This window comes from Enterobacter sp. MGH 4, assembly GCF_000534735.1.
Lineage (GTDB): Bacteria > Pseudomonadota > Gammaproteobacteria > Enterobacterales > Enterobacteriaceae > Enterobacter > Enterobacter intestinihominis.
Genome location: NZ_KI973289.1, coordinates 408,332 through 431,329, shown reverse-complemented (window position 1 = coordinate 431,329; position 22,998 = coordinate 408,332). Strand labels below are relative to the sequence as shown.

The following is a 22,998-nucleotide window of genomic DNA, read 5'->3' as shown; positions in this document are numbered from 1 at the left end:
GGAAGGACGACGCCGGAGCGTCAAACGCGGCAATTATAGGGATTTCGGGGGCGTGATACCAGTCGAATGCGCAGGTTATGCGAGGCGGGCTGAAAAGCACCGTTTCACGCCTTTAGCGAAATTTTTACGCACGGATTTTCACCATTTCATCCCCCTTCTTCGCAGAGTAACTATTTTATAAGTCTATGAAGTCAAAATCTGAGCACTCAGCATATGAATTGTAAAATGTTTGTACTAGCATAAACCAAATTAATGATTTCACGCGTCCGGAGCTGGCTCCTGACAACACGGCGTCCCTGGATAGAGCGGTAATGAATAAACAATACCAGCGGGTTTTGGTTACTACCCCACATCCTTTACTGCGGCTTGTCTGTCTGGGTCTGGTCACGTTCATTTTCACCTTATTTTCCCTTGAGCTGACTCGCTTCGGTACGCTGCTGGCGCCATTGTGGTTCCCGACCTCCATTATGATGGTGGCGTTTTACCGCCATGCGGGAAAAATGTGGCCCGGCATCGCCCTCGCCTGCTCCTTTGGCAATATTTTTGCCTCGTGGATGCTCTTTTCATGGGAATCAATCAACTTAACCTACACGGCAATCAATATTATTGAGGCCTGTGTTGGTGCGGTGTTGCTGCGTAAGCTGCTCCCCTGGTATAACCCGCTGCAAAACCTCAACGACTGGATACGCCTTGCCCTCGGCAGCGCCCTGGTGCCGCCGCTGGTGGGCGGCATTCTGGTTCATTTTCTGGTGCCAGGCGCGGAGCCGCTGCGTAATTTTCTGTTTTGGGTACTTTCAGAAGCCATTGGCGCGCTGGCGCTTGTACCGTTAGGTCTGCTGTTTAAACCGCATTACCTGCTGCGCCACCGCAACCCGAGACTGCTGCTGGAAACGCTGGTGACCCTGGTCGTTACGCTGGTTCTTAGCTGGACGGCAATCACCTGGCTGCCGTGGCCGTTCACCTGCATCATCGTTTTGCTGATGTGGAGCGCGGTACGCCTGCCGCGAATGGAAGCATTCCTGATTTTTTTATTCACCATCATGATGGTGTCCTTGATGATGGCGCGAAACCCGCCCTCCATGACACCTTCAAACATGATGGTGACCTTCAACGCGCCATGGCTTCCCTTCCTGATGATGCTGCTCCCCGCCAACATTATGACGATGGTGATGTATGCCTTCCGGGCCGAGCGTAAACATATTACGGAAAGCGAAGAACGTTTTCGTAATGCGATGGAATATTCCGCCATTGGTATGGCGCTGGTGGGCATTGAGGGCCAGTGGCTTCAGGCCAACAAGGCGCTGTGCAATTTCCTCGGTTACAGTCAGTCTGAGCTTCAGTCGCTCACGTTCCAGCAGTTAACCTGGCCGGAAGATTTAAATACCGACCTGGAGCAGTTGCAACAGCTGATTAACGGGGAGATCAACAGCTACAGCCTCGAAAAACGCTACTACACCCGCAGCGGCGAGGTGGTGTGGGCGCTGCTGGCCGTTTCCGTTGTGCGCCATGCCGACGGTACGCCGCTCTACTTTATTGCCCAGATTGAAGATATCAACGACCTGAAACAGACCGAGTGGGTGAATAAGCGTCTGATGGAGCGTATCACCCTCGCGAACGAAGCCGGCGGCATCGGGATCTGGGAGTGGGATCTCGAGCCGGACGTGATCAGCTGGGATAAACGGATGTTTGAGCTGTACGAGATCCCCCCGCACATTAAACCCACCTGGCAGCTCTGGCATGCGGCCATGGTGCCTGAAGATCGTCCGCACGCCGAACAGGTACTGCGTGAGTCACTCCAGGCCAGGGTGCCTTTCAAGCTGGAATTTCGCATTCGCGTCAAGGATGGCATTCGCCACATTCGTTCGCTGGCGAACCGGGTGCTGAACAAACAGGGCGAAGTGGAGCGGCTGTTAGGGATCAATATGGATATGACCGAGGTGAAGCAACTGAACGAGGCGCTGTTCCAGGAAAAAGAGCGCCTGCATATCACCCTCGACTCCATCGGCGAAGCGGTGCTGTGCACCGATATCGACATGAACATCACCTTTATGAACCCGGTCGCCGAGAAGATGAGCGGCTGGTCGCAAAGCGAAGCGCTGGGTCAGCCCGTTCTGAAGGTGCTGCACATTACCTTCGGCGAGAACGGCCCGTTAATGGAAAACATCCACAGCGGCGATATGTCCCGTACCGATATCGAACAGGATGTGGTGCTTAACTGCCGGAATGGCGGCAGTTTCGACATTCATTACAGCATTACCCCGCTCAGCACCCTGGAGGGGCACGCTATCGGCTCGGTGCTGGTCATTCAGGATGTCACCGAGTCGCGCAAAATGCTGCGCCAGCTGAGCTACAGCGCTTCCCATGACGCCCTTACCCACCTGGCGAACCGCGTCAGTTTTGAAAACCATCTTAAGCGCCTGTTGCAGACGGTACAGGAGACCCATCAGCGTCACGCGCTGGTCTTTATCGATCTTGACCGTTTTAAAGCGGTGAACGATACCGCAGGCCACGCGGCGGGCGACGCGCTCCTGCGCGAACTCTCTTCGCTGATGCTGACCATGCTGCGCTCCAGCGACGTGCTGGCGCGTCTGGGCGGCGACGAGTTTGGCCTGCTGCTGCCGGACTGCAACGTCGAAAGCGCACGCTATATTGCGGGCCGGTTGATCGACGCCATCAACAACTATCATTTTTCCTGGGAAGGACGCCTGCACCGCATCGGCGCCAGCGCGGGGATCACGTTGATTGACGACGCTAATTATCAGACAGCGGAAGTGATGTCTCAGGCCGATATCGCCTGTTACGCCTCGAAAAACAGCGGGCGCGGTGTGGTCACCGTCTATGAACCCCAGCAGGAGCGGATCCACAGCACGCGCAGCATGATGTCGCTGGATGAGCAGTGGCACATGATCAAAGATAATCATCTGCTGATGATCGCCCGCAGCGTCGCCTCACCGCGCATTCCCGAGAGCAGTAGCTTCTGGCTGATTTCCCTGCGGTTGTGGACCAGCCAGGGGGAAGTGCTGGAAGAGCATGCCTTCCGCGCCGGGCTGGCGGAGCCGGAGCTGCTGCACGCCCTTGACCGACGTATATTCAGCGAATTTTTCCGTACCTATGCCGCACAGGTGGCGGCCAAAGGGATGGGCGTCGCGCTGCCGCTCTCAGAAGCGGGTTTAGCCAGCGTCACGCTGGTGGATGAGCTGCTCGACCTGATCACCAGAGGTCCGCTGCCGGCGCGGCTGCTGCATCTGGCGATCGCCGTTGATGTGCTGAGCAATACGGATGAAAACGTGCAGCAGGGTCTGCAAAAGCTTCGTCAGGCTGGCTGTCGCGTGGTGCTGACCCGGGTTGGACGCGATATGAACGTCTTCAGCCAGCTCAGCGCCAACACCGCTGATTATTTGCTGCTGGATGCAGACGTGGTAACCAACGTCCACGGCAATCTGATGGATGAGATGATGGTGACCATCATTCAGGGCCACGCCCAGCGTCTGGGCATAAAAACCATTGCCGGGCCATGCCATCAGTCGATCATGATGAATACGCTGTCGGGCATCGGCATTGACTTTATTTACGGCGACACCATCGGGGAAGCTCAGCCGCTCGATCTACTGCTGAATACCAGCTATTTCGCCATCAACTGACGGCGACCAGCCGTCGGTGTACCAGATATGTAACAGCGCATACGAGCGCCACGGCTGCCAGCGCTCGGCATAGCGACGGATCTGCGCGGGCGTCATACCGGCAAAGCGCTGTTTAATGAGATAATCATCCGGCAGGAAAACATCCTTCGCCTGCCAGCCGCGCAAGGCCAGATAATTTGCGGTCCATCGCCCGATGCCGGGGCGCTGCTGTAGCGCCTTCATCCCGGCCTCGACGTTCGCAGGCGGGAACAGAGGGAATTCACCCTCCACCACCGACTGCGCCAGATGAATCAACGACTCCGCACGCTTGAGCGGCATCCCAAGGGCTTTCAACGCCAGCGGATCCACCGCGGCCAGTACCTCTGGCGGAGGAAAACAGAGGTAGCCCGGCGCGTCCTGGATGGGTTCACCGCACAGCGCCACCACTCTTGACGCCAGTTTTGCCGCCATCGCCACGCTCACCAGTTGCCCGAGAATGGCGCGCACGCCCTGCTCGTAGGCATCCATCGCGCCCGGCAAACGTAACCCCGGCCGCGCCGCGCCGAGATCGCCCAGGGTCTGCGCAATTCTTAGCGGGTCGCAATCAAGATCGAACAGGCGGGCAATGCGGTCCAGGCAAATATCCGCCACCGGGATCAGGCCAGGGCTGAGCGACACCGCCAGCGTATGGGTTGCGCTGTCTGGCACAACCCGAAATATGCCCTGATGCCCCGCATAGCCAAAACTGCGTTCGTAGTAATCCTCCGTAACGGTCTCAATCCCTGTGACCGCACGCGCGGCAAAAAAGCCAAACATCCACTGCCAGTCGTAGGGCGGTTGCCAGTTCAGGGTGAACATCGTCTCTCCTTTTGTATTTACCTCAGCATAAACCGAAAGATCGCGTTGCGCCTTGCTTTCATATTCCTGTTGTCGCCTGGCAGACATTTCGCTAAAGTCTCGCCCCTTCTCACCGGCATGGGGATTTATTGTGTTTATTGGATTCGACTACGGCACCGCAAACTGCTCGGTTGCCATCATGCAAAACGGACACCCGCAGCTCCTGAAAATGGAAAACGGCAGTACGCTGTTGCCGTCAATGCTCTGTGCGCCCACGCGTGAAGCGGTGAGCGAGTGGCTGTTCCGCCATCATCAGGTTCCGGCCACGGCGGCGGAAACCCAGGCGCTGCTGCGCCGTGCGGTCAGCTTTAACCGCGAGGAAGATATCGACGTTACCCCTTCCAGCGTGCAGTTCGGCCTCTCTTCCCTCGGGCAGTACATTGAAGACCCGGAAGAGGTCTACTTCGTTAAATCGCCGAAATCCTTCCTTGGCGCCAGCGGCCTGAAGCCACAGCAGGTGGCGATGTTTGAAGATCTGGTCTGCGCGATGATGCTGCACATCCGCAATCAGGCGCAATCCCAGGTGCCGGATGCCATCACCCAGGCGGTGATTGGCCGTCCGATCAACTTCCAGGGGCTGGGCGGCGACGAAGCCAACCAGCAGGCGCAGGGGATCCTTGAGCGTGCAGCGCACCGGGCTGGCTTCCGTGACGTGGTGTTCCAGTATGAGCCGGTTGCGGCGGGACTGGATTTTGAAGCCACGCTGACGGAAGAGAAACGGGTGCTGGTGGTGGACATCGGCGGTGGTACGACGGACTGTTCATTACTGCTGATGGGTCCGCAGTGGCATCATCGTCGCGATCGTGAAAACAGCCTGCTGGGGCACAGCGGCTGCCGCGTGGGCGGTAACGATCTGGATATCGCCCTGGCATTCAAGAGCCTGATGCCGCTGCTCGGCATGGGCGGTCAAACCGAGAAAGGCATCGCCCTGCCGATCCTGCCATGGTGGAATGCGATTGCCATCAACGACGTCCCTGCCCAGAGTGATTTTTACAGCACCGCGAATGGGCGTTTCCTTAACGATCTGGTGCGTGATGCGCAGGATGCAGAGAAGGTCGCGCTGCTGTATAAGGTGTGGCGTCAGCGTCTAAGCTACCGGGTGGTGCGCACCGCCGAAGAGAGCAAAATCGCCCTTTCCGATCGTCCTGAGCATGCGGTTACGCTGCCGTTTATCAGTGACGATCTGGCTACGGCTATCACCCAGGAAGGGCTGGAAATGGCGCTGGTTCAGCCGCTACAGCGTATTCTGGAGCAGGTGCAGCTGGCGCTTGAGAATGGCAAAGAGAAACCGGACGTGATTTACCTGACCGGCGGTAGCGCCCGTTCCCCGCTGATCAAGAAAGCGCTGGCGGAACAGCTGCCGGGGATCCCGATTGCCGGCGGCGATGACTTTGGCTCCGTTACGGCAGGACTGGCCCGCTGGGCGCAGGTGGTGTTTAGCTAATGGGGTTGTGCCGGGTGGCGCTGCGCTTACCCGGCCTACGGTTCGAGGATCTTGTAGGCCGGGTAAGGCGAAGCCGCCACCCGGCGAAACAACGCACCACACTCAGACCATTCCTGACAGTCTTCCATATTTCCTCCATTTTTCCGCTGTGTTACCTGACTAAACTAGTATCATTCCCCGAAAGTGTTTCAGGACGAGAACGTATAACGATGAAAGGCAGTAACAAATCCCGCTGGGCAATCGCCGTTGGTCTGATTGTGGTGGTCCTGGCCGCCGCCTGGTACTGGCACAGCCAGTCCGCGAACTCCACGGCACCTGCTGGCGCCAATAGCCCCTCACAACGTCCAACGGGCGGCGGGCGCCACGGTATGCGCGGCGCGGCGCTGGCACCGGTGCAGGCGGCAACGGCGGTGAATAAAGCGGTGCCTCGTTATCTCTCCGGGCTGGGAACCATTACCGCCGCCAACACCGTGACGGTACGTAGCCGCGTGGATGGTCAGCTGATGGCCATCCACTTCCAGGAAGGCCAGCAGGTGAAAGCCGGCGATCTGCTGGCGGAAATCGACCCAAGCCAGTTTAAGGTGGCTCTGGCGCAGGCGCAGGGGCAGCTCGCGAAAGACAAAGCCACCCTCGCCAATGCCCGCCGCGATTTAGCCCGCTATCAGCAGCTGGTAAAAACCAACCTCGTGTCGCGCCAGGAGCTGGATACCCAGCAGTCTCTGGTCAGTGAATCTCAGGGCACCATCAAGGCCGACGAAGCCGCGGTCGCCAGCGCCCAGCTCCAGCTCGACTGGAGCCGGATCACCGCGCCGATTGACGGCCGCGTGGGCCTGAAACAGGTTGATATCGGCAACCAAATCTCCAGCGGCGATACCACGGGCATCGTGGTGATCACCCAGACGCACCCTATCGATCTCGTCTTTACCCTGCCGGAAAGCGACATTGCGACGGTGATACAGGCGCAGAAGGCCGGAAAAGCGCTGGTGGTTGAAGCCTGGGATCGCACCAACAAGCAGAAGCTGAGCGAAGGTTCGCTACTTAGCCTGGATAACCAGATCGATACCACCACCGGCACCATCAAGCTTAAAGCACGCTTCAACAATCAGGACGATGCCCTGTTCCCGAATCAGTTCGTCAATGCGCGAATGCTGGTCGCGACCGAAGAAAACGCCGTGGTTATCCCGACGGCGGCCCTGCAAATGGGCAGTGAAGGCAACTTTGTCTGGGTGCTGAACAGCGAAAACAAGGTCAGCAAACATCTGGTGAAAACCGGGATCCAGGACAGTCAGACGGTGGTGATCAGTGCCGGGCTGTCCGCTGGCGACCGCGTCGTGACCGACGGTATTGACCGTCTGACCGAAGGGGCGCAGGTCGAGGTGGTGGAAGCGCAAAATACAGGAGCAAAAGCCTGATGCAGGTGATGCCGCCGAGCTCTACAGGTGGGCCATCACGCCTGTTTATCTTACGTCCGGTTGCGACGACCCTGTTGATGGTGGCGATCCTGCTGGCCGGGATCATTGGCTACCGTTTTCTGCCCGTGTCGGCGCTGCCGGAAGTGGACTACCCGACCATTCAGGTTGTCACCCTCTATCCGGGCGCCAGTCCGGATGTGGTGACGTCCGCCATCACCGCCCCGCTGGAGCGCCAGTTCGGCCAGATGTCTGGCCTGAAGCAGATGTCCTCCCAGAGCTCAGGCGGCGCCTCGGTCGTCACGCTTCAGTTCCAGCTCACGCTGTCGCTGGACGTCGCCGAGCAGGAGGTGCAGGCCGCGATTAACGCCGCCACTAACCTGCTGCCGTCTGACCTGCCGAATCCACCGGTTTACAGTAAGGTGAACCCGGCAGACCCGCCGATCATGACGCTTGCCGTCACCTCCTCCGCCATGCCGATGACGCAGGTGGAAGACATGGTCGAAACCCGCGTGGCGCAAAAGATTTCGCAGGTGACCGGCGTGGGACTGGTGACGCTGGCGGGCGGTCAACGCCCCGCTGTGCGCGTTAAGCTCAATGCCCAGGCCATTGCCGCGCTGGGGTTAACCAGCGAAACCATTCGCACCGCCATCAGCAGCGCCAACGTTAACTCAGCGAAGGGCTCGCTCGACGGCCCAACCCGTGCGGTTACGCTCTCCGCCAACGACCAGATGCAGTCCGCCGATGAGTACCGTCAGCTGATTGTGGCCTATCAAAACGGCGCGCCGATCCGCCTGGGCGACGTGGCAACCGTCGAACAAGGCGCGGAAAACAGCTGGCTCGGGGCGTGGGCCAATAAGCAGCAGGCGATTGTCATGAACGTTCAGCGCCAGCCGGGCGCGAACATTATTGATACCGCCGACAGCATTCGCACCATGCTGCCGCAGCTGGTGGAAAGCCTGCCAAAATCGGTGAGCGTGAAAGTGCTTTCTGACCGCACCACGAATATTCGCGCCTCGGTGTCAGACACCCAGTTCGAGCTGATGCTGGCGATTGCGCTGGTGGTGATGATCATCTACCTGTTCCTGCGCAACGTTCCGGCAACCATCATTCCCGCCGTCGCCGTGCCGCTCTCGCTGGTCGGGACGTTTGCGGTGATGGTGTTCCTCGACTTTTCGATTAATAACCTGACGCTGATGGCGCTCACCATCGCCACCGGGTTCGTGGTGGACGATGCCATCGTGGTCATCGAGAACATCTCGCGCTATATCGAAAAAGGTGAAAAGCCCTTAGCCGCCGCGCTGAAGGGCGCAGGAGAAATTGGCTTTACCATCATCTCGCTCACCTTCTCGCTGATTGCGGTGCTGATCCCGCTGCTGTTTATGGGCGATATCGTCGGGCGGCTGTTCCGCGAGTTTGCCGTGACGCTGGCGGTCGCCATTCTGATCTCTGCCGTGGTGTCGCTGACGCTGACGCCGATGATGTGCGCCCGCATGCTGAGCCACGAATCTTTGCGCAAGCAAAACCGCTTCTCGCGCGCCTCCGAGCGGATGTTCGAGCGCATTATTGCCGCCTACGGCCGCGTGCTGGCGAAAGTCCTGAATCATCCCTGGGCGACGCTCGGCGTGGCGCTCGGCACCCTGGCGCTCAGCGTGATGCTGTGGATTTTCATTCCGAAAGGCTTCTTCCCGATTCAGGACAACGGCATTATTCAGGGCACGCTTCAGGCGCCGCAGACGGTCTCCTTCGCCAACATGGCGCAGCGCCAGCAGCAGGTGTCTGAGATCATCATGAAAGATCCGGCGGTGGAAAGCCTGACTGCCTACGTGGGCGTGGATGGCACCAACCCGTCGCTCAACAGCGCGCGCCTGCAAATTAACCTTAAACCGCTTGATGACCGCGACGATCGCGTCAACGCGGTAATTGAGCGCCTGCAAAGCGCGGTGGCGCGCGTGCCGGGCATTGAGCTGTATCTGCAACCGATCCAGGATTTAACCATTGATACGCAGGTGAGCCGCACGCAGTACCAGTTTACGCTCCAGGCCACCTCGCTTGATGCACTCAGCACCTGGGTGCCGCAGCTGGTGGATAAGCTGAAAGCACTGCCGCAGGTTTCTGACGTCAGCAGCGACTGGCAGGATAAAGGGCTGGCGGCGTACGTGAACGTCAACCGCGACACCGCCAGCCGTCTGGGCATTACCATGTCCGATGTGGATAACGCCCTGTATAACGCCTTTGGTCAGCGACTGATCTCCACCATTTACACCCAGGCCAACCAGTATCGCGTGGTGCTGGAACATAACACCGAGAACACGCCCGGGCTTGCCGCGCTGGACTCAATACGCCTGACCAGCAAAGACGGCGGGATTGTGCCGCTCAGCGCCATTGCCAGCGTGGAAGAGCGCCACACCCCGCTGTCGATTAACCATCTCGATCAGTTCCCGTCCACCACCATTTCGTTCAACGTGCCGGACGGGTATTCCCTGGGCGAAGCGGTGGAGGCCATTCTGGGCGCGGAGAAAGAACTCAGCTTCCCGTCCGATATTCAGACCCAGTTCCAGGGCAGTACGCTGGCGTTCCAGGCCGCGCTGGGCAGCACCGTCTGGCTGATTGTTGCGGCGGTGGTGGCGATGTATATCGTGCTTGGCGTGCTGTATGAGAGTTTCATCCACCCGATCACCATCCTCTCCACCCTGCCGACAGCGGGCGTGGGGGCGCTGCTGGCGCTGATGCTGGCGGGGAGCGAACTGGACGTGATTGCGATAATTGGCATCATCCTGCTTATCGGCATCGTGAAGAAAAACGCCATCATGATGATCGACTTTGCGCTGGCCGCCGAGCGCGAGCAGGGTATGGCGCCGCGCGAGGCCATTTACCAGGCCTGCCTGCTGCGTTTTCGCCCGATCCTGATGACCACTCTCGCCGCCCTGCTGGGCGCACTGCCGCTGATGCTGAGCACCGGCGTGGGGGCCGAACTGCGCCGTCCGCTGGGCATCGGCATGGTCGGCGGTCTGCTCGTGAGCCAGGTGCTGACGCTGTTTACCACGCCGGTTATCTACCTGCTGTTTGACCGTCTGGCTCTGTGGACGAAAAGCCGCTTCCCGAAACGTGAAGAGGAGGCGTAAGTGAAGTTTTTCGCCCTCTTCATTTACCGTCCTGTGGCGACGATTTTACTCTCCGTCGCTATCACCCTGTGCGGCGTGCTCGGCTTCCGGCTGCTGCCGGTGGCCCCGCTACCGCAGGTCGATTTCCCGGTGATCATGGTCAGCGCCTCGCTGCCGGGTGCCTCGCCGGAAACCATGGCCTCATCGGTGGCGACGCCGCTTGAGCGATCGCTTGGGCGAATTGCCGGGGTTAACGAGATGACCTCCAGCAGTTCGCTGGGCAGCACGCGCATCATTCTGGAATTTAACTTCGACCGGGATATCAACGGTGCGGCGCGCGACGTGCAGGCTGCGATTAACGCCGCCCAAAGCCTGCTGCCGAGCGGCATGCCGAGCCGTCCAACCTACCGCAAGGCCAACCCGTCCGATGCGCCGATCATGATCCTGACGCTTACGTCAGAGACCTACTCCCAGGGCGAGCTGTACGATTTTGCCTCCACCCAGCTGGCGCAAACCATCGCCCAGATTGACGGCGTGGGCGACGTGGACGTCGGCGGCAGCTCCTTGCCCGCCGTGCGCGTGGGGCTGAATCCGCAGGCGCTGTTTAATCAGGGCGTGTCGCTGGACGACGTGCGTTCCGCCATCAGCAACGCCAACGTGCGTAAGCCGCAGGGTGCGATTGAGGACAGCAGCCACCGCTGGCAAATCCAGACCAACGACGAGCTGAAAACCGCCGCCGAGTATCAGCCGTTGATTATTCACTACAACAACGGCGCGGCGGTGCGCCTGAGCGACGTCGCCAGCGTCACCGATTCGGTGCAGGACGTGCGTAACGCCGGGATGACCAATGCCAAACCGGCGATTTTGCTGATGATCCGCAAGCTGCCGGAAGCCAACATCATTCAGACGGTGAACAGCATCCGCGCGCGGCTGCCGGAGCTTCAGGAAACCATTCCGGCGGCCATCGATCTACAGATTGCGCAGGACCGTTCCCCCACCATCCGCGCCTCGCTTGAAGAGGTAGAGCAAACGCTGATCATCTCCGTCGCGCTGGTAATTCTGGTGGTGTTCCTGTTCCTGCGCTCGGGGCGCGCCACGCTGATCCCGGCGGTAGCGGTCCCGGTATCGCTGATAGGCACCTTTGCCGCCATGTACCTGTGCGGGTTTAGCCTTAACAACCTGTCGCTGATGGCGCTGACGATTGCCACCGGGTTTGTGGTGGATGATGCCATCGTGGTGCTGGAAAATATCTCGCGTCATCTGGAAGCGGGCATGAAGCCGCTCCAGGCGGCGCTTCAGGGGACGCGCGAAGTGGGCTTCACGGTCCTGTCCATGAGCCTGTCGCTGGTGGCGGTATTCCTGCCGCTGCTGCTGATGGGCGGCCTGCCGGGGCGACTGCTGCGCGAATTTGCCGTCACGCTCTCCGTCGCCATTGGTATCTCACTGGTGATTTCGCTGACGCTGACGCCGATGATGTGCGGCTGGATGCTAAAGCGCAGCCAACCGCACTCGCAGCCGCGCAGGAAAGGCTTTGGCCGCGTCCTGATGGCGATGCAGTCCGGCTACGGCAAATCGCTGAAATGGGTGCTGAACCACACGCGCATTGTCGGGCTGGTGCTGATCAGCACCATCGTCCTCAACGTCTGGATGTATATCACCATCCCGAAAACCTTCTTCCCGGAGCAGGATACCGGCGTGCTGATGGGCGGTATTCAGGCGGACCAGAGCATTTCGTTCCAGGCGATGCGGGGCAAACTGCAAGACTTTATGAAAATCATCCGGGAAGATCCGGCCGTGGATAACGTGACCGGCTTTACCGGCGGCTCGCGCGTTAACAGCGGGATGATGTTTATTACCCTTAAGCCGCGCGGCGAACGTCACGAAACGGCGCAGCAGATCATTGACCGCCTGCGGCTGAAGCTTGCCAAAGAGCCGGGGGCAAATCTGTTTTTGATGGCCGTTCAGGATATCCGCGTCGGCGGACGACAGGCTAACGCCAGCTATCAGTACACCCTGCTCTCGGATGACTTAGCCGCCCTGCGCGAGTGGGAGCCGAAGATCCGTAAAGCGCTGGCCGCGCTGCCGCAGCTGGCGGACGTGAACTCCGACAGCCAGAACAACGGTGCGGAGATGGCGCTCACCTACGATCGTGAAACCATGGCCCGCCTGGGCATTAACGTGGAGGCGGCCAACAGCCTGCTGAACAACGCCTTCGGGCAGCGTGAAGTCTCTACCATCTATCAGCCGATGAACCAGTACAAGGTGGTGATGGAGGTGGATCCGCGCTACACCCAGGACATCAGCGCGCTGGACAAGATGTTTGTGATCAATGATGACGGTAAGGCGATTCCGCTGTCGTACTTCGCCAGCTGGCAGCCGTCGAACGCCCCGCTGTCGGTGAACCACCAGGGGCTTTCCGCCGCCTCGACCGTCTCGTTTAACCTGCCAACCGGCTCGTCGCTGTCTGAGGCCAGCGATGCCATTAATCGCGCCATGACCCAGCTCGGGGTGCCCTCCTCCGTGCGCGGCAGCTTTGCCGGTACGGCGCAGGTGTTCCAGGACACCATGAACTCGCAGGTCATTTTGATCCTGGCGGCCATTGCCACGGTGTACATCGTGCTGGGCGTGCTGTACGAAAGCTACGTGCACCCGTTGACCATTCTCTCCACGCTTCCCTCTGCGGGCGTGGGGGCGCTGCTGGCGCTGGAGCTGTTCGGTGCTCCATTCAGCCTCATCGCGCTCATTGGGATCATGCTATTAATAGGTATTGTGAAGAAAAACGCGATAATGATGGTCGACTTTGCCCTGGACGCCCAGCGCAACGGCAACCTGACGCCGGACGAGGCGATATTCCAGGCCTGTCTGCTGCGTTTTCGCCCGATCATGATGACTACGCTGGCCGCGCTGTTCGGCGCACTGCCGCTGGTCATATCCGGCGGTGACGGCTCTGAACTGCGCCAGCCGCTGGGGATCACGATCGTTGGCGGCCTGGTGATGAGCCAGCTGCTGACGCTCTACACCACGCCGGTAGTCTATCTGTTCTTTGACCGCCTGCGGCTGCGTTTTTCGCGTAAAAAGAGAACCACGGTGACCGAGTAAATGACCGACCTACCCAGTAACGTTCGCTGGCAATTGTGGATCGTCGCGTTCGGCTTCTTTATGCAGTCGCTGGACACGACCATCGTGAACACAGCCCTCCCCTCAATGGCGAAAAGCCTGGGGGAGAGCCCGCTGCACATGCATATGGTGATTGTCGCCTACGTGCTGACGGTCGCCGTGATGCTGCCCGCCAGCGGCTGGCTGGCGGATAAAGTCGGCGTGCGGAACATCTTTTTCACCGCCATTGTGCTGTTTACCACCGGGTCGCTGTTTTGCGCCCAGGCCAATACCCTCGACCAGCTGGTGATGGCGCGCGTGCTACAGGGCGTCGGCGGCGCGATGATGGTGCCCGTCGGGCGGTTAACGGTGATGAAAATTGTTCCGCGCGCGCAGTATATGGCGGCGATGACCTTCGTCACCCTGCCCGGTCAGGTCGGCCCGCTGCTGGGCCCGGCGCTGGGCGGTATTCTGGTGGAGTATGCCTCCTGGCACTGGATCTTCCTGATCAACCTGCCGGTCGGTATTATCGGCGCGATTGCCACCCTGACGCTGATGCCGAACTATAAAATGCAGACCCGGCGCTTTGATTTCTTTGGCTTCATCCTGCTGGCAGCTGGCATGGCGACGCTCACCCTGGCGCTCGACGGGCAAAAAGGGCTGGGGATCTCCTCCCTGTCGCTCGCCCTGCTGGTAGCGCTGGGTGTCACCGCCATTCTCTGGTATCTGTGGCATGCCAGAGGCAACGCTAACGCGCTGTTTAGCCTGAACCTGTTCAAGAATCCCACCTACCGTCTTGGTCTGTTCGGCAGCTTTGCCGGACGCATCGGCAGCGGCATGTTGCCGTTTATGACGCCGGTATTTTTACAGATTGGGATGGGCTTCTCGCCGTTCCATGCCGGGCTGATGATGATCCCGATGGTGCTCGGCAGCATGGGGATGAAGCGTATTGTGGTGCAGGTGGTAAACCGCTTTGGCTATCGCCGGGTGCTAGTGGCCGCCACGCTCGGGCTGGCGCTGGTTAGTCTGCTGTTTATGACCGTGGCGCTGCTGGGCTGGTACTACATCCTGCCACTGGTGCTGTTCTGCCAGGGGATCATCAACTCCATGCGCTTCTCGTCGATGAACACCCTGACGCTGAAAGATCTGCCGGACGAACTGGCGAGCAGTGGTAACAGCCTGCTGTCGATGATCATGCAACTCTCTATGAGCGTGGGGGTCACGGTCGCCGGATTGCTGCTCGGCATGTACGGTCAGCACCATCTCAGCGCCGACACCCCCGTCGCGCATCAGGTCTTTTTATACACTTACCTCAGCATGGCGGTAATTATCGCCCTGCCCGCTTTTATCTTTGCCAGAGTACCGAATGACACGACCAAAAACGTCGTGATCCGACGCGGCAAAAGGAGTGCACCATGAAATTCTGGCGTCCGGGGATCACCGGTAAGCTTTTTGTGGCGATTTTCGCCACCTGTATCGTCCTGCTGATTACCATGCACTGGGCGGTGCGGGTCAGCTTTGAGCGCGGCTTTATTGACTACATCAAGCACGGTAACGAACAGCGCTTACAGGGCTTAAGCGACGCGCTGGGGGAACAGTATAGCCTGCACGGTAACTGGCGTTTTCTGCGCAATAACGATCGTTTTATATTTCAAATTCTGCGCTCGCTGGAGCACGATAATGACGACGACCGCCCGGGGCCGGGCATGCCGCCGCACGGCTGGCGCACCCAGTTCTGGGTGATCGATCAGGAGATGCACGTGCTCGTTGGCCCGCGCTCGCCGGTACCGCCGGACGGTACAAAGCGCGCCATTACCTCGAACGGCGCCACGGTGGGCTGGGTTATTGCCTCGCCGGTCGAGCGGCTGACGCGCAACACCGACATCAACTTTGATCGCCAGCAGCGCCAGACCAGCTGGCTGATTGTCGCGCTTTCTACCCTGCTTGCGGCGCTCGCCACCTTCCCGCTGGCGCGCGGCCTGCTGGCGCCGGTTAAACGCCTGGTGGAAGGCACGCATAAGCTGGCGGCGGGTGATTTCTCGACCCGCGTGGACACCCGCAGTCAGGATGAACTGGGCAAGCTGGCGCAGGACTTCAACCAGCTCGCCAGCACGCTGGAGAAAAACCAGCAGATGCGCCGCGACTTTATGGCCGACATTTCGCACGAGCTGCGCACCCCACTGGCGGTGCTGCGCGGCGAGCTGGAGGCGATTCAGGACGGCTTGCGGCAGTTCACCCCCGAATCCGTGGCCTCGCTACAGGCGGAAGTCGGCACGCTGACCAAGCTGGTGGACGATCTGCATCAGCTTTCCATGTCCGATGAAGGCGCCCTGGCCTACCAGAAAGCCCCAATCGACGTGATCAATATCCTTGAAGTCGTGACCGGCGCGTTCCGCGAACGCTTCGCCAGCCGTGACCTGAAAATCAACCTCTCGCTGCCTGACAGCGCGGTGGTATTCGGCGACAGAGATCGCCTGATGCAGCTGTTCAATAATCTGCTGGAGAACAGCCTCCGCTACACCGACGGCGGCGGCGGGTTGCATATCTCCGGCAAGCAGGAGAACGGGCGCTTTGCCCTGACCTTTGCGGACTCCGCCCCTGGCGTGAAGGATGCGCAGCTGGAAAAACTGTTCGAGCGCTTCTATCGCACCGAAGGTTCACGCAACCGCGCCAGCGGGGGCTCCGGCCTTGGGCTGGCGATTTGCGTAAACATTGTGGAGGCGCATGGTGGCACCATCCGCGCCGCCCATTCGCCTTTTGGCGGGGTTAGCATTACAGTAGAGTTACCTCTGGAACGGGATTTATCGAGGGAAGCATGACCGAGTTACCGATTGACGACAACACACCGCGTATTTTGATCGTGGAAGACGAGCCTAAACTTGGGCAACTGCTGATCGACTATTTGCGCGCTGCGAGCTATGCGCCAACGCTTATCAGCCACGGCGACCAGGTGCTGCCCTACGTGCGCCAGACGCCGCCGGATCTGATCCTGCTGGATCTGATGCTGCCGGGTACTGACGGCCTGACCCTGTGCCGGGAAATTCGTCGTTTCTCCGATGTGCCCATCGTGATGGTGACGGCCAAAATCGAAGAGATCGACCGTCTGCTGGGGCTCGAAATCGGCGCTGACGATTACATCTGCAAGCCTTACAGCCCGCGGGAGGTGGTCGCTCGCGTGAAAACCATCCTCCGCCGCTGCAAACCGCAGCGTGAATTGCAGGTGCTGGATGCACAAAGCCCGCTGATCGTCGACGAAAGCCGCTTCCAGGCGAGCTGGCGCAGCAAACTATTGGATCTCACCCCCGCGGAGTTCCGCCTGCTGAAAACCCTCTCCCACGAGCCGGGAAAAGTGTTTTCCCGCGAGCAGCTGCTCAACCATCTGTATGACGATTACCGCGTGGTGACCGACCGCACCATCGACAGCCACATCAAAAACCTGCGCCGCAAGCTGGAGGCGCTGGACGCCGACCAGTCGTTTATTCGCGCGGTGTACGGCGTGGGGTATCGCTGGGAAGCGGATGCCTGCAGGATTGCCTGACAACATTCTCCCCTCACCCTGCCCTCTCCCCAGGGGGGAGAGGGTGTTTTAGTCCCCTCTCCCCCCTGGGGAGAGGGTTAGGGTGAGGGGTCCGGGCTTTACCTCCCCGCCCCGCAGCGCTACAATGCCCGCCCTTAAAGTGGGGGATCTCCCCTTACCGCTGCACCTGGTGCACGCGGATCTGACCTGTCATCAGAACGAGAACAAACATGTTTAAACCGGAACTCCTTTCCCCGGCGGGAACGCTGCAAAATATGCGTTACGCTTTCGCCTATGGTGCCGACGCCGTCTACGCGGGCCAGCCGCGCTATTCGCTGCGCGTGCGTAACAACGAATTCAACCACGAGAATCTTCAGCTCGGCATCAACGAAGCGCATGCCCTGGGCAAAAAATTCTACGTGGTGGTGAACATCGCGCCGCACAACGCCAAGCTGAAAACATTCATTCGTGACCTGAAGCCGGTCGTGGAGATGGGGCCGGACGCGCTGATCATGTCAGACCCGGGTTTAATCATGCTGGTTCGGGAGAACTTCCCGGAGATGGACATTCACCTCTCGGTGCAGGCTAACGCCGTCAACTGGGCAACGGTGAAATTCTGGAAACAGATGGGGCTGACCCGCGTCATTCTGTCTCGCGAGCTGTCTCTCGAAGAGATCGAAGAGATCCGCACCCAGGTGCCTGATATGGAGATCGAAATCTTCGTTCACGGCGCGCTGTGCATGGCCTACTCCGGCCGCTGCCTGCTCTCTGGCTATATCAACAAGCGTGACCCGAACCAGGGCACCTGCACCAACGCCTGCCGCTGGGAATATAACGTTCAGGAAGGCAAAGAGGATGACATCGGTAACATCGTGCATAAACACGAGCCGATCCCGGTCACCAACGTTGAGCCAACGCTGGGTATCGGCGCGCCTACCGACAGCGTGTTTATGATCGAAGAAGCCAAACGTCCGGGTGAGTACATGACCGCCTTCGAAGACGAGCACGGCACCTACATCATGAACTCGAAGGATCTGCGCGCCATCGCGCACGTGGAGCGTTTAACCCAGATGGGCGTGCACTCCCTGAAAATCGAAGGCCGCACCAAGTCCTACTACTACTGCGCTCGTACCGCGCAGGTGTATCGCAAAGCCATCGACGATGCCGCCGCCGGTAAACCGTTCGACACCAGCCTGCTGGAAACGCTGGAAGGTCTGGCGCATCGCGGTTATACCGAGGGTTTCCTGCGTCGACATACCCACGACGACTACCAGAACTACGAGCATGGCTATTCGATTTCCGAACGCCAGCAGTTTGTAGGCGACTTCACCGGCGAGCGTAAAGGCCCGCTGGCCGCCGTCGCCGTAAAAAACAAATTCACTAAAGGCGACAGCCTGGAGCTGATGACACCGCAGGGCAACATGAACTTCCGCCTGGAGCATCTGGAAAACAAAAAAGGTGAGGCGATTGAGGTCGCACCTGGCGACGGCCATGTGGTCTGGCTGCCGGTTCCTGAAGAAGTAGAGCTGGAGTTTGCGCTGCTGATGCGCAATTTTGAAGGTGAAAATACCCGAAATCCGCACGGCAAATAGTCAATCAACGGGATTTTTTCACGCTGGGATAATTCTTAGAATCGGATCACATACCGCTTCGTTCAATACGGGTATTATCCCCCCGCTGAAAAACATAACCCATAAATGCTAGCTGTACCAGGAACCACCTCCTTAGCCTGCGTAATCTCCCTTACGCGGGCTTATTTTTTTTGTTAACTCCTGAAATTTTTCCCCCTGATAAATATGGCGTTGCATTGACCCGGGAAAGGTTTGTGTCAGCATTAGGCGTATCATCTAAGCAAGTCGAACGAACAAAGGATCCTAATCACATTTTTAATGGATTTGAGAGGGATGAACACTATTCGGAACATTCCTAATTTTAAGTGTTAACAGGACCTTTACTCTTGATTTATTCACAATCAACGTTTCACACGGACGGAGAGATGAAGTGACATTCACAGGACAACTTTCAAAGGATCTTCCAGATTACGAACTTGCACGCAGTCTTGGTCTTGCCTCTAGCGGCGATATAAATTTCACAGCACTTGCAGGTCAACTGGACTGCAGCAGAAATTTTAGCCAGGCCGGGATTATCTACTCAGACGGTACACGTCAGTGGCTAGTACGGCCATCAAGAAGGATTGCGACACCAAACGAAAGCTCGGTTAGTCATGTAGTCATAACCAAAGTAAATGCCTCACAAGTTAACCCCGTTCACGCAACAACGGCTACGATTCAGTCCCCTTCCCTGGCGACTGAAATTGGTTCAACGGCAATTTCCTGCGGAGCCGCAATTCTTACTGTTGTACTTGCGGCAGGGGCCGGTATGGCTATACCTCTCACTGCAGGGTCTTCCGGTGCTATAGCCGCTGTGATTTTAGCCGGTGGTGTAGCAACTGGAATTCAATGTGCAAATGGGCTTGGCCGACTATCGTTGATTGCTATGAATCACGATGACTACGTTGCGTGGATGGACTCCCAGGAGTGGTATACAGCAACCAACACAGCCCTGGATGCGATTTCTCTTGCCGGGGCTGCTGCGGGTTTAAAAAGCGCTGCATTAACATATCGCCTTCTTAACCGTTCATCGTCTGAGAGTTTGCTCTCCTTATTACAAAAAATGAGCCGGGCCGACCGTACGCGATTAACAGAGGAGATTATTCGTATCCGCAATCCCGGCATCTCGAATTCAGGTGTAAAAGCAGCAATGAAGGCAGGCGTGTATCCCAAACGTTATCCGTCAGAAGCGTTGCAGTTGCTCTTACAGCGTGAGTTGCTGAATACCATTTCAAATTCTTCTGCCTTCGTTGGAAGTGCCATCTCAGGAAATATCAGAAATCCACAGAATGTTGCACAAACGGGTAAATACATTTTTGGTTTAATTCAGTCTTTTTCATTTACAGGAAGTTATTGACCCGTCCATGATGAAATACATTAAAGATAGCCTTGCATTAAGTGCTTTGGTTAAAAGTAAAATGGCGACCGATGATCCCAACCAGCTTGAAACATTAAAAGAACAGTTAAAAGATCGGTTCGGCGTTCCTGTGGGCGTCCATATGACAGGAATTCCTTTGGCAGTGAGCACGTTACTGGCTATTTTTTGCTACGCCATGCTGCAAGTGTCCCTCTGGTTGTTGCTGTTTCGCTGGCTCGGCTTACCCGAATTTAAGGTTATGATGGGAGTATTCATTGCAGCGATTGTGTATTGTCTGGTAGTGATGAGCACGATGTTTCTGACTACACGAGGTTCTTTACCTGGATATAAACTGCATATTTTCGTCATTACGCTGACAGGCATAATGAGCATCATTTATTTCATCTGGACGGGGATTTCGCTTTTATTCGGCCCTGTTGAGAACTACACACCGCAAATAACCTCTTTGCTGGGGCTGGGATGTTTCTTTCTGAACATTATGTGGATGAATTCATCGATTTTTTACCGCTCCATTGCGCTAACGCTACATAATCGGGTCTGGCGTAAGCAGCTCAAAATCGAGGCAAGGCCAATGTCACACCTCAAACGTTGACCACAATAGTCAATTGAGCGGCAGTAGTATGCATTGTAAGCGCTACGGGGTTCTTTAGTCGATTTCAAAGCCCTTACGCGGGCTTATTTTTTGCCTTTCATCCTGTTCTTACCCGCTTTTTCCCTCTCTGGGATACACTCTTTCTATAGCTAAAAAAGGGAGCAACCCGGATGGCAACCTATCCAGACAGTTTATTAATTCTTAACGGCAAGAGTGCAGGCAACGATCTGCTGCGCCAGGCGATTACCGAATTGCGTGAAGACGGAGCATGCATACACGTGCGGGTAACGTTTGAAAAAGGCGATGCGGCGCGCTACATCGATGAGGGCATCAGGTTAGGTGTTCAGACCATCATTTCCGGCGGCGGCGACGGAACGATCAACGAGATCGCCGGTGCGCTCATTGACCTCAACGACGCAGCTCGCCCGGCGATGGGGATTTTACCGCTCGGTACCGCCAACGATTTTGCCACCAGCGCCGGTATTCCAGAGGATGTAGGCAAAGCGCTACAGCTGGCCATTCTCGGTAAGGCTACCGCCGTCGATATTGCTCAGGTGAATGAAAAAACCTGCTTTATCAATATGGCGACGGGCGGTTTCGGCACCCGCATTACCAGCGAAACGCCGGAAAAACTGAAGGCGGCGCTGGGCGGCGTTTCGTATCTCATCCATGGTCTGATGCGCATGGACACGCTCAGGCCCGACAGCTGTGAGATCCAAGGTGAAAACTTCCACTGGCAGGGCGACGCGCTGGTGATTGGTATCGGCAACGGGCGTCAGGCAGGCGGCGGACAGCAGCTTTGCCCGGAAGCGCTGATTAATGACGGTCAATTACAGCTGCGTATTTTTACCGGCGACGGGCTGCTGCCGGCGCTGTTTACGACGCTGACGCAGCCAGAGGAGAGCCCCAATATCATCGACGGGAAATCCGCGTGGTTTGAAGTGATCGCCCCCCACGGCATGACCTTTAACCTCGACGGAGAGCCGCTCAGCGGCGAGCGATTCCGCATCGAAGTTTTGCCCGGCGCGTTGCAGTGCCGGTTGCCGCCGGACTGTCAGCTTTTGCGCTGATGTGTTGCCGGGTGGCGGCCCTCTTCCCGTATGCACTGAAGAGTCCCCTCTCCCCGTTGGGGAGAGGGTTAGGGTGAGGGGAAAAGACTTAAGCGATCGTGACCTTACTGTCCAGATAGACGTCCTGAACCGCGTTGATCAGCTTCACGCCGTCGGCCATAGATTTTTTGAACGCCTTACGGCCGAGGATCAGCCCCATGCCGCCCGCGCGTTTGTTAATCACCGCCGTGCGCACCGCATCGGACAGGTCGGTTTCACCGCCTGCCGCACCGCCGGAGTTAATCAGCCCGGCGCGGCCCATATAGCAGTTCGCCAGCTGGTAGCGCACCAGATCGATCGGGTTGTCGCTGGTCAGCTTGCTGTAGACGCGGTCGTCGGTATAGCCAAAGTTCACCGCTTTATAGCCGCCGTTATTCTCGGCCATTTTCTGCTTCACGATGTCCGCGCCGATGGTCGCCGCAAGGTGGTTTGCCTGACCGGTCAGATCCGCAGACACGTGGTAATCCACTCCGTCTTTTTTGAACGAGCCGTTACGCAGATAGGCCCACAGCACGGTTACCATGCCCAGCTCGTGGGCGCGCTCGAACGCCGCGGAGATCTCTTCTATCTGACGACGCGACTGTTCAGAACCGAAATAGATGGTTGCCCCGACCGCCACCGCACCCATATTGAACGCCTGCTCGACGCTGGCGTAGAGCGTCTGGTCGTATTCGGTTGGGTAGCTCAGGGTTTCGTTGTGGTTCAGCTTAACGAGGAACGGAATGCGGTGGGCATAGCGACGCGACACGGAGGCCAGCACGCCGTAGGTGGAGGCCACGCAGTTACAGCCCGCCTCAATCGCCAGCTCGACGATATTTTTCGGATCAAAATAGAGCGGGTTCGCGGCAAACGATGCCCCCGCAGAGTGTTCAACGCCCTGGTCAACGGGCAGAATAGAGAGGTACCCGGTTCCGCCCAGGCGGCCGGTATTATAAAGCGTCTGCATGTTTCGCAGTACGGCAGGAGGACGGTTGTTGTCGACCATGACGCGGTCTACGTAATCATGGCCAGGCAGATAAAGCTGGTCGGCTGGAATGGTCATACAACGATGCTGTAAAAGGCTGTCGGCGTCTTTGCCAAGCAGCTGCGCAATATCAGTCATAGTGATGCTCCCGTATGTCCGACATGATGTCGGAGCGTGTGATCCAAGCCCACGTTTTTGCAGGCAGACTAAGCCTGGTACCGACTTAACCTATTTTCCACCATTTGCAACTTTTTTAAG

The 22,998-nt window shown here is 58.0% G+C and carries 14 protein-coding genes; 12 read left to right on the top strand and 2 right to left on the bottom strand.

What is annotated here, in order from left to right:
* Positions 1 to 311 precede the first annotated feature (311 nt).
* Positions 312 to 3,641: a diguanylate cyclase gene (locus L350_RS20160; protein WP_032623944.1), complete on the top strand. Its 3,330-nt coding sequence runs from the start codon at positions 312 to 314 to the stop codon at positions 3,639 to 3,641.
* Here L350_RS20160 and alkA read toward each other — a convergent pair.
* The gene (gene alkA / locus L350_RS20165) at positions 3,606 to 4,478 is read right to left on the bottom strand and encodes a DNA-3-methyladenine glycosylase 2 (RefSeq protein WP_032623943.1); all 873 of its coding nucleotides are present in this window, start codon (positions 4,476 to 4,478) and stop codon (positions 3,606 to 3,608) included. The genes L350_RS20160 and alkA overlap by 36 nt on opposite strands.
* 130 nt (positions 4,479 to 4,608) lie before the next feature.
* Between alkA and yegD the strand changes: the two genes are divergently transcribed.
* The 11 genes from yegD (at position 4,609) to yegS (ending at position 21,737) form a co-directional block, all read left to right on the top strand.
* On the top strand, positions 4,609 to 5,961 hold the full coding sequence (gene yegD / locus L350_RS20170; RefSeq protein WP_032623942.1) for a molecular chaperone: 1,353 nt from the start codon (positions 4,609 to 4,611) through the stop codon (positions 5,959 to 5,961).
* A gap of 209 nt (positions 5,962 to 6,170) precedes the next feature.
* Entirely contained in the window at positions 6,171 to 7,373 is a 1,203-nt protein-coding gene (locus tag L350_RS20175; RefSeq protein WP_032623941.1) for an MdtA/MuxA family multidrug efflux RND transporter periplasmic adaptor subunit, read from the top strand.
* Positions 7,373 to 10,495, top strand: coding sequence for an MdtB/MuxB family multidrug efflux RND transporter permease subunit (locus L350_RS20180; protein ID WP_023300557.1), 3,123 nt, complete (start codon positions 7,373 to 7,375; stop codon positions 10,493 to 10,495). Before L350_RS20175 ends, L350_RS20180 begins: the two co-directional genes overlap by 1 nt.
* Positions 10,496 to 13,573 carry a multidrug efflux RND transporter permease subunit MdtC gene (gene mdtC, locus L350_RS20185; protein ID WP_032623940.1) on the top strand — a complete coding sequence of 1,026 codons (3,078 nt, stop codon included), beginning with the start codon at positions 10,496 to 10,498 and terminating at the stop codon, positions 13,571 to 13,573.
* Entirely contained in the window at positions 13,574 to 14,989 is a 1,416-nt protein-coding gene (locus L350_RS20190) for an MFS transporter (protein WP_032623937.1), read from the top strand. It begins immediately after the preceding gene.
* Entirely contained in the window at positions 14,986 to 16,389 is a 1,404-nt protein-coding gene (baeS, locus tag L350_RS20195) for an envelope stress sensor histidine kinase BaeS (protein ID WP_023306582.1), read from the top strand. The genes L350_RS20190 and baeS overlap by 4 nt, the downstream gene beginning before the upstream one ends.
* Positions 16,386 to 17,108 (top strand): envelope stress response regulator BaeR, encoded by a 723-nt coding sequence (baeR, locus tag L350_RS20200; protein ID WP_015572364.1) that lies wholly within the window; start codon positions 16,386 to 16,388, stop codon positions 17,106 to 17,108. The genes baeS and baeR overlap by 4 nt, the downstream gene beginning before the upstream one ends.
* A 209-nt stretch (positions 17,109 to 17,317) precedes the next feature.
* Positions 17,318 to 18,679, top strand: coding sequence for a prephenate-dependent tRNA uridine(34) hydroxylase TrhP (gene yegQ / locus L350_RS20205; RefSeq protein WP_017383261.1), 1,362 nt, complete (start codon positions 17,318 to 17,320; stop codon positions 18,677 to 18,679).
* A gap of 409 nt (positions 18,680 to 19,088) precedes the next feature.
* On the top strand, positions 19,089 to 20,054 hold the full coding sequence (locus L350_RS24415) for an Ssp4 family T6SS effector (protein WP_032623935.1): 966 nt from the start codon (positions 19,089 to 19,091) through the stop codon (positions 20,052 to 20,054).
* Positions 20,055 to 20,061: 7 nt separating this feature from the next.
* Complete coding sequence (locus L350_RS20215) at positions 20,062 to 20,667, top strand: hypothetical protein (RefSeq protein WP_023306583.1); 606 nt, start codon at positions 20,062 to 20,064, stop codon at positions 20,665 to 20,667.
* A gap of 170 nt (positions 20,668 to 20,837) precedes the next feature.
* Complete coding sequence (yegS, locus tag L350_RS20220) at positions 20,838 to 21,737, top strand: lipid kinase YegS (RefSeq protein WP_023306584.1); 900 nt, start codon at positions 20,838 to 20,840, stop codon at positions 21,735 to 21,737.
* Positions 21,738 to 21,825: 88 nt separating this feature from the next.
* Here the strand turns inward: yegS and fbaB are convergent, their stop codons facing one another.
* Entirely contained in the window at positions 21,826 to 22,878 is a 1,053-nt protein-coding gene (gene fbaB, locus L350_RS20225) for a class I fructose-bisphosphate aldolase (RefSeq protein ID WP_023306585.1), read from the bottom strand.
* Positions 22,879 to 22,998: the final 120 nt, after the last annotated feature.

Coding starts and splice junctions, on each gene's coding strand:
- L350_RS20160 (WP_032623944.1), top strand. CDS start 312: ATGAATAAACAATACCAGCGGGTTTTGGTTACTACCCCACATCCTTTA.
- alkA (WP_032623943.1), bottom strand. CDS start 4,478: ATGTTCACCCTGAACTGGCAACCGCCCTACGACTGGCAGTGGATGTTT.
- L350_RS20175 (WP_032623941.1), top strand. CDS start 6,171: ATGAAAGGCAGTAACAAATCCCGCTGGGCAATCGCCGTTGGTCTGATT.
- L350_RS20180 (WP_023300557.1), top strand. CDS start 7,373: ATGCAGGTGATGCCGCCGAGCTCTACAGGTGGGCCATCACGCCTGTTT.
- L350_RS20190 (WP_032623937.1), top strand. CDS start 13,574: ATGACCGACCTACCCAGTAACGTTCGCTGGCAATTGTGGATCGTCGCG.
- baeS (WP_023306582.1), top strand. CDS start 14,986: ATGAAATTCTGGCGTCCGGGGATCACCGGTAAGCTTTTTGTGGCGATT.
- baeR (WP_015572364.1), top strand. CDS start 16,386: ATGACCGAGTTACCGATTGACGACAACACACCGCGTATTTTGATCGTG.
- yegQ (WP_017383261.1), top strand. CDS start 17,318: ATGTTTAAACCGGAACTCCTTTCCCCGGCGGGAACGCTGCAAAATATG.
- L350_RS20215 (WP_023306583.1), top strand. CDS start 20,062: ATGATGAAATACATTAAAGATAGCCTTGCATTAAGTGCTTTGGTTAAA.
- yegS (WP_023306584.1), top strand. CDS start 20,838: ATGGCAACCTATCCAGACAGTTTATTAATTCTTAACGGCAAGAGTGCA.
- fbaB (WP_023306585.1), bottom strand. CDS start 22,878: ATGACTGATATTGCGCAGCTGCTTGGCAAAGACGCCGACAGCCTTTTA.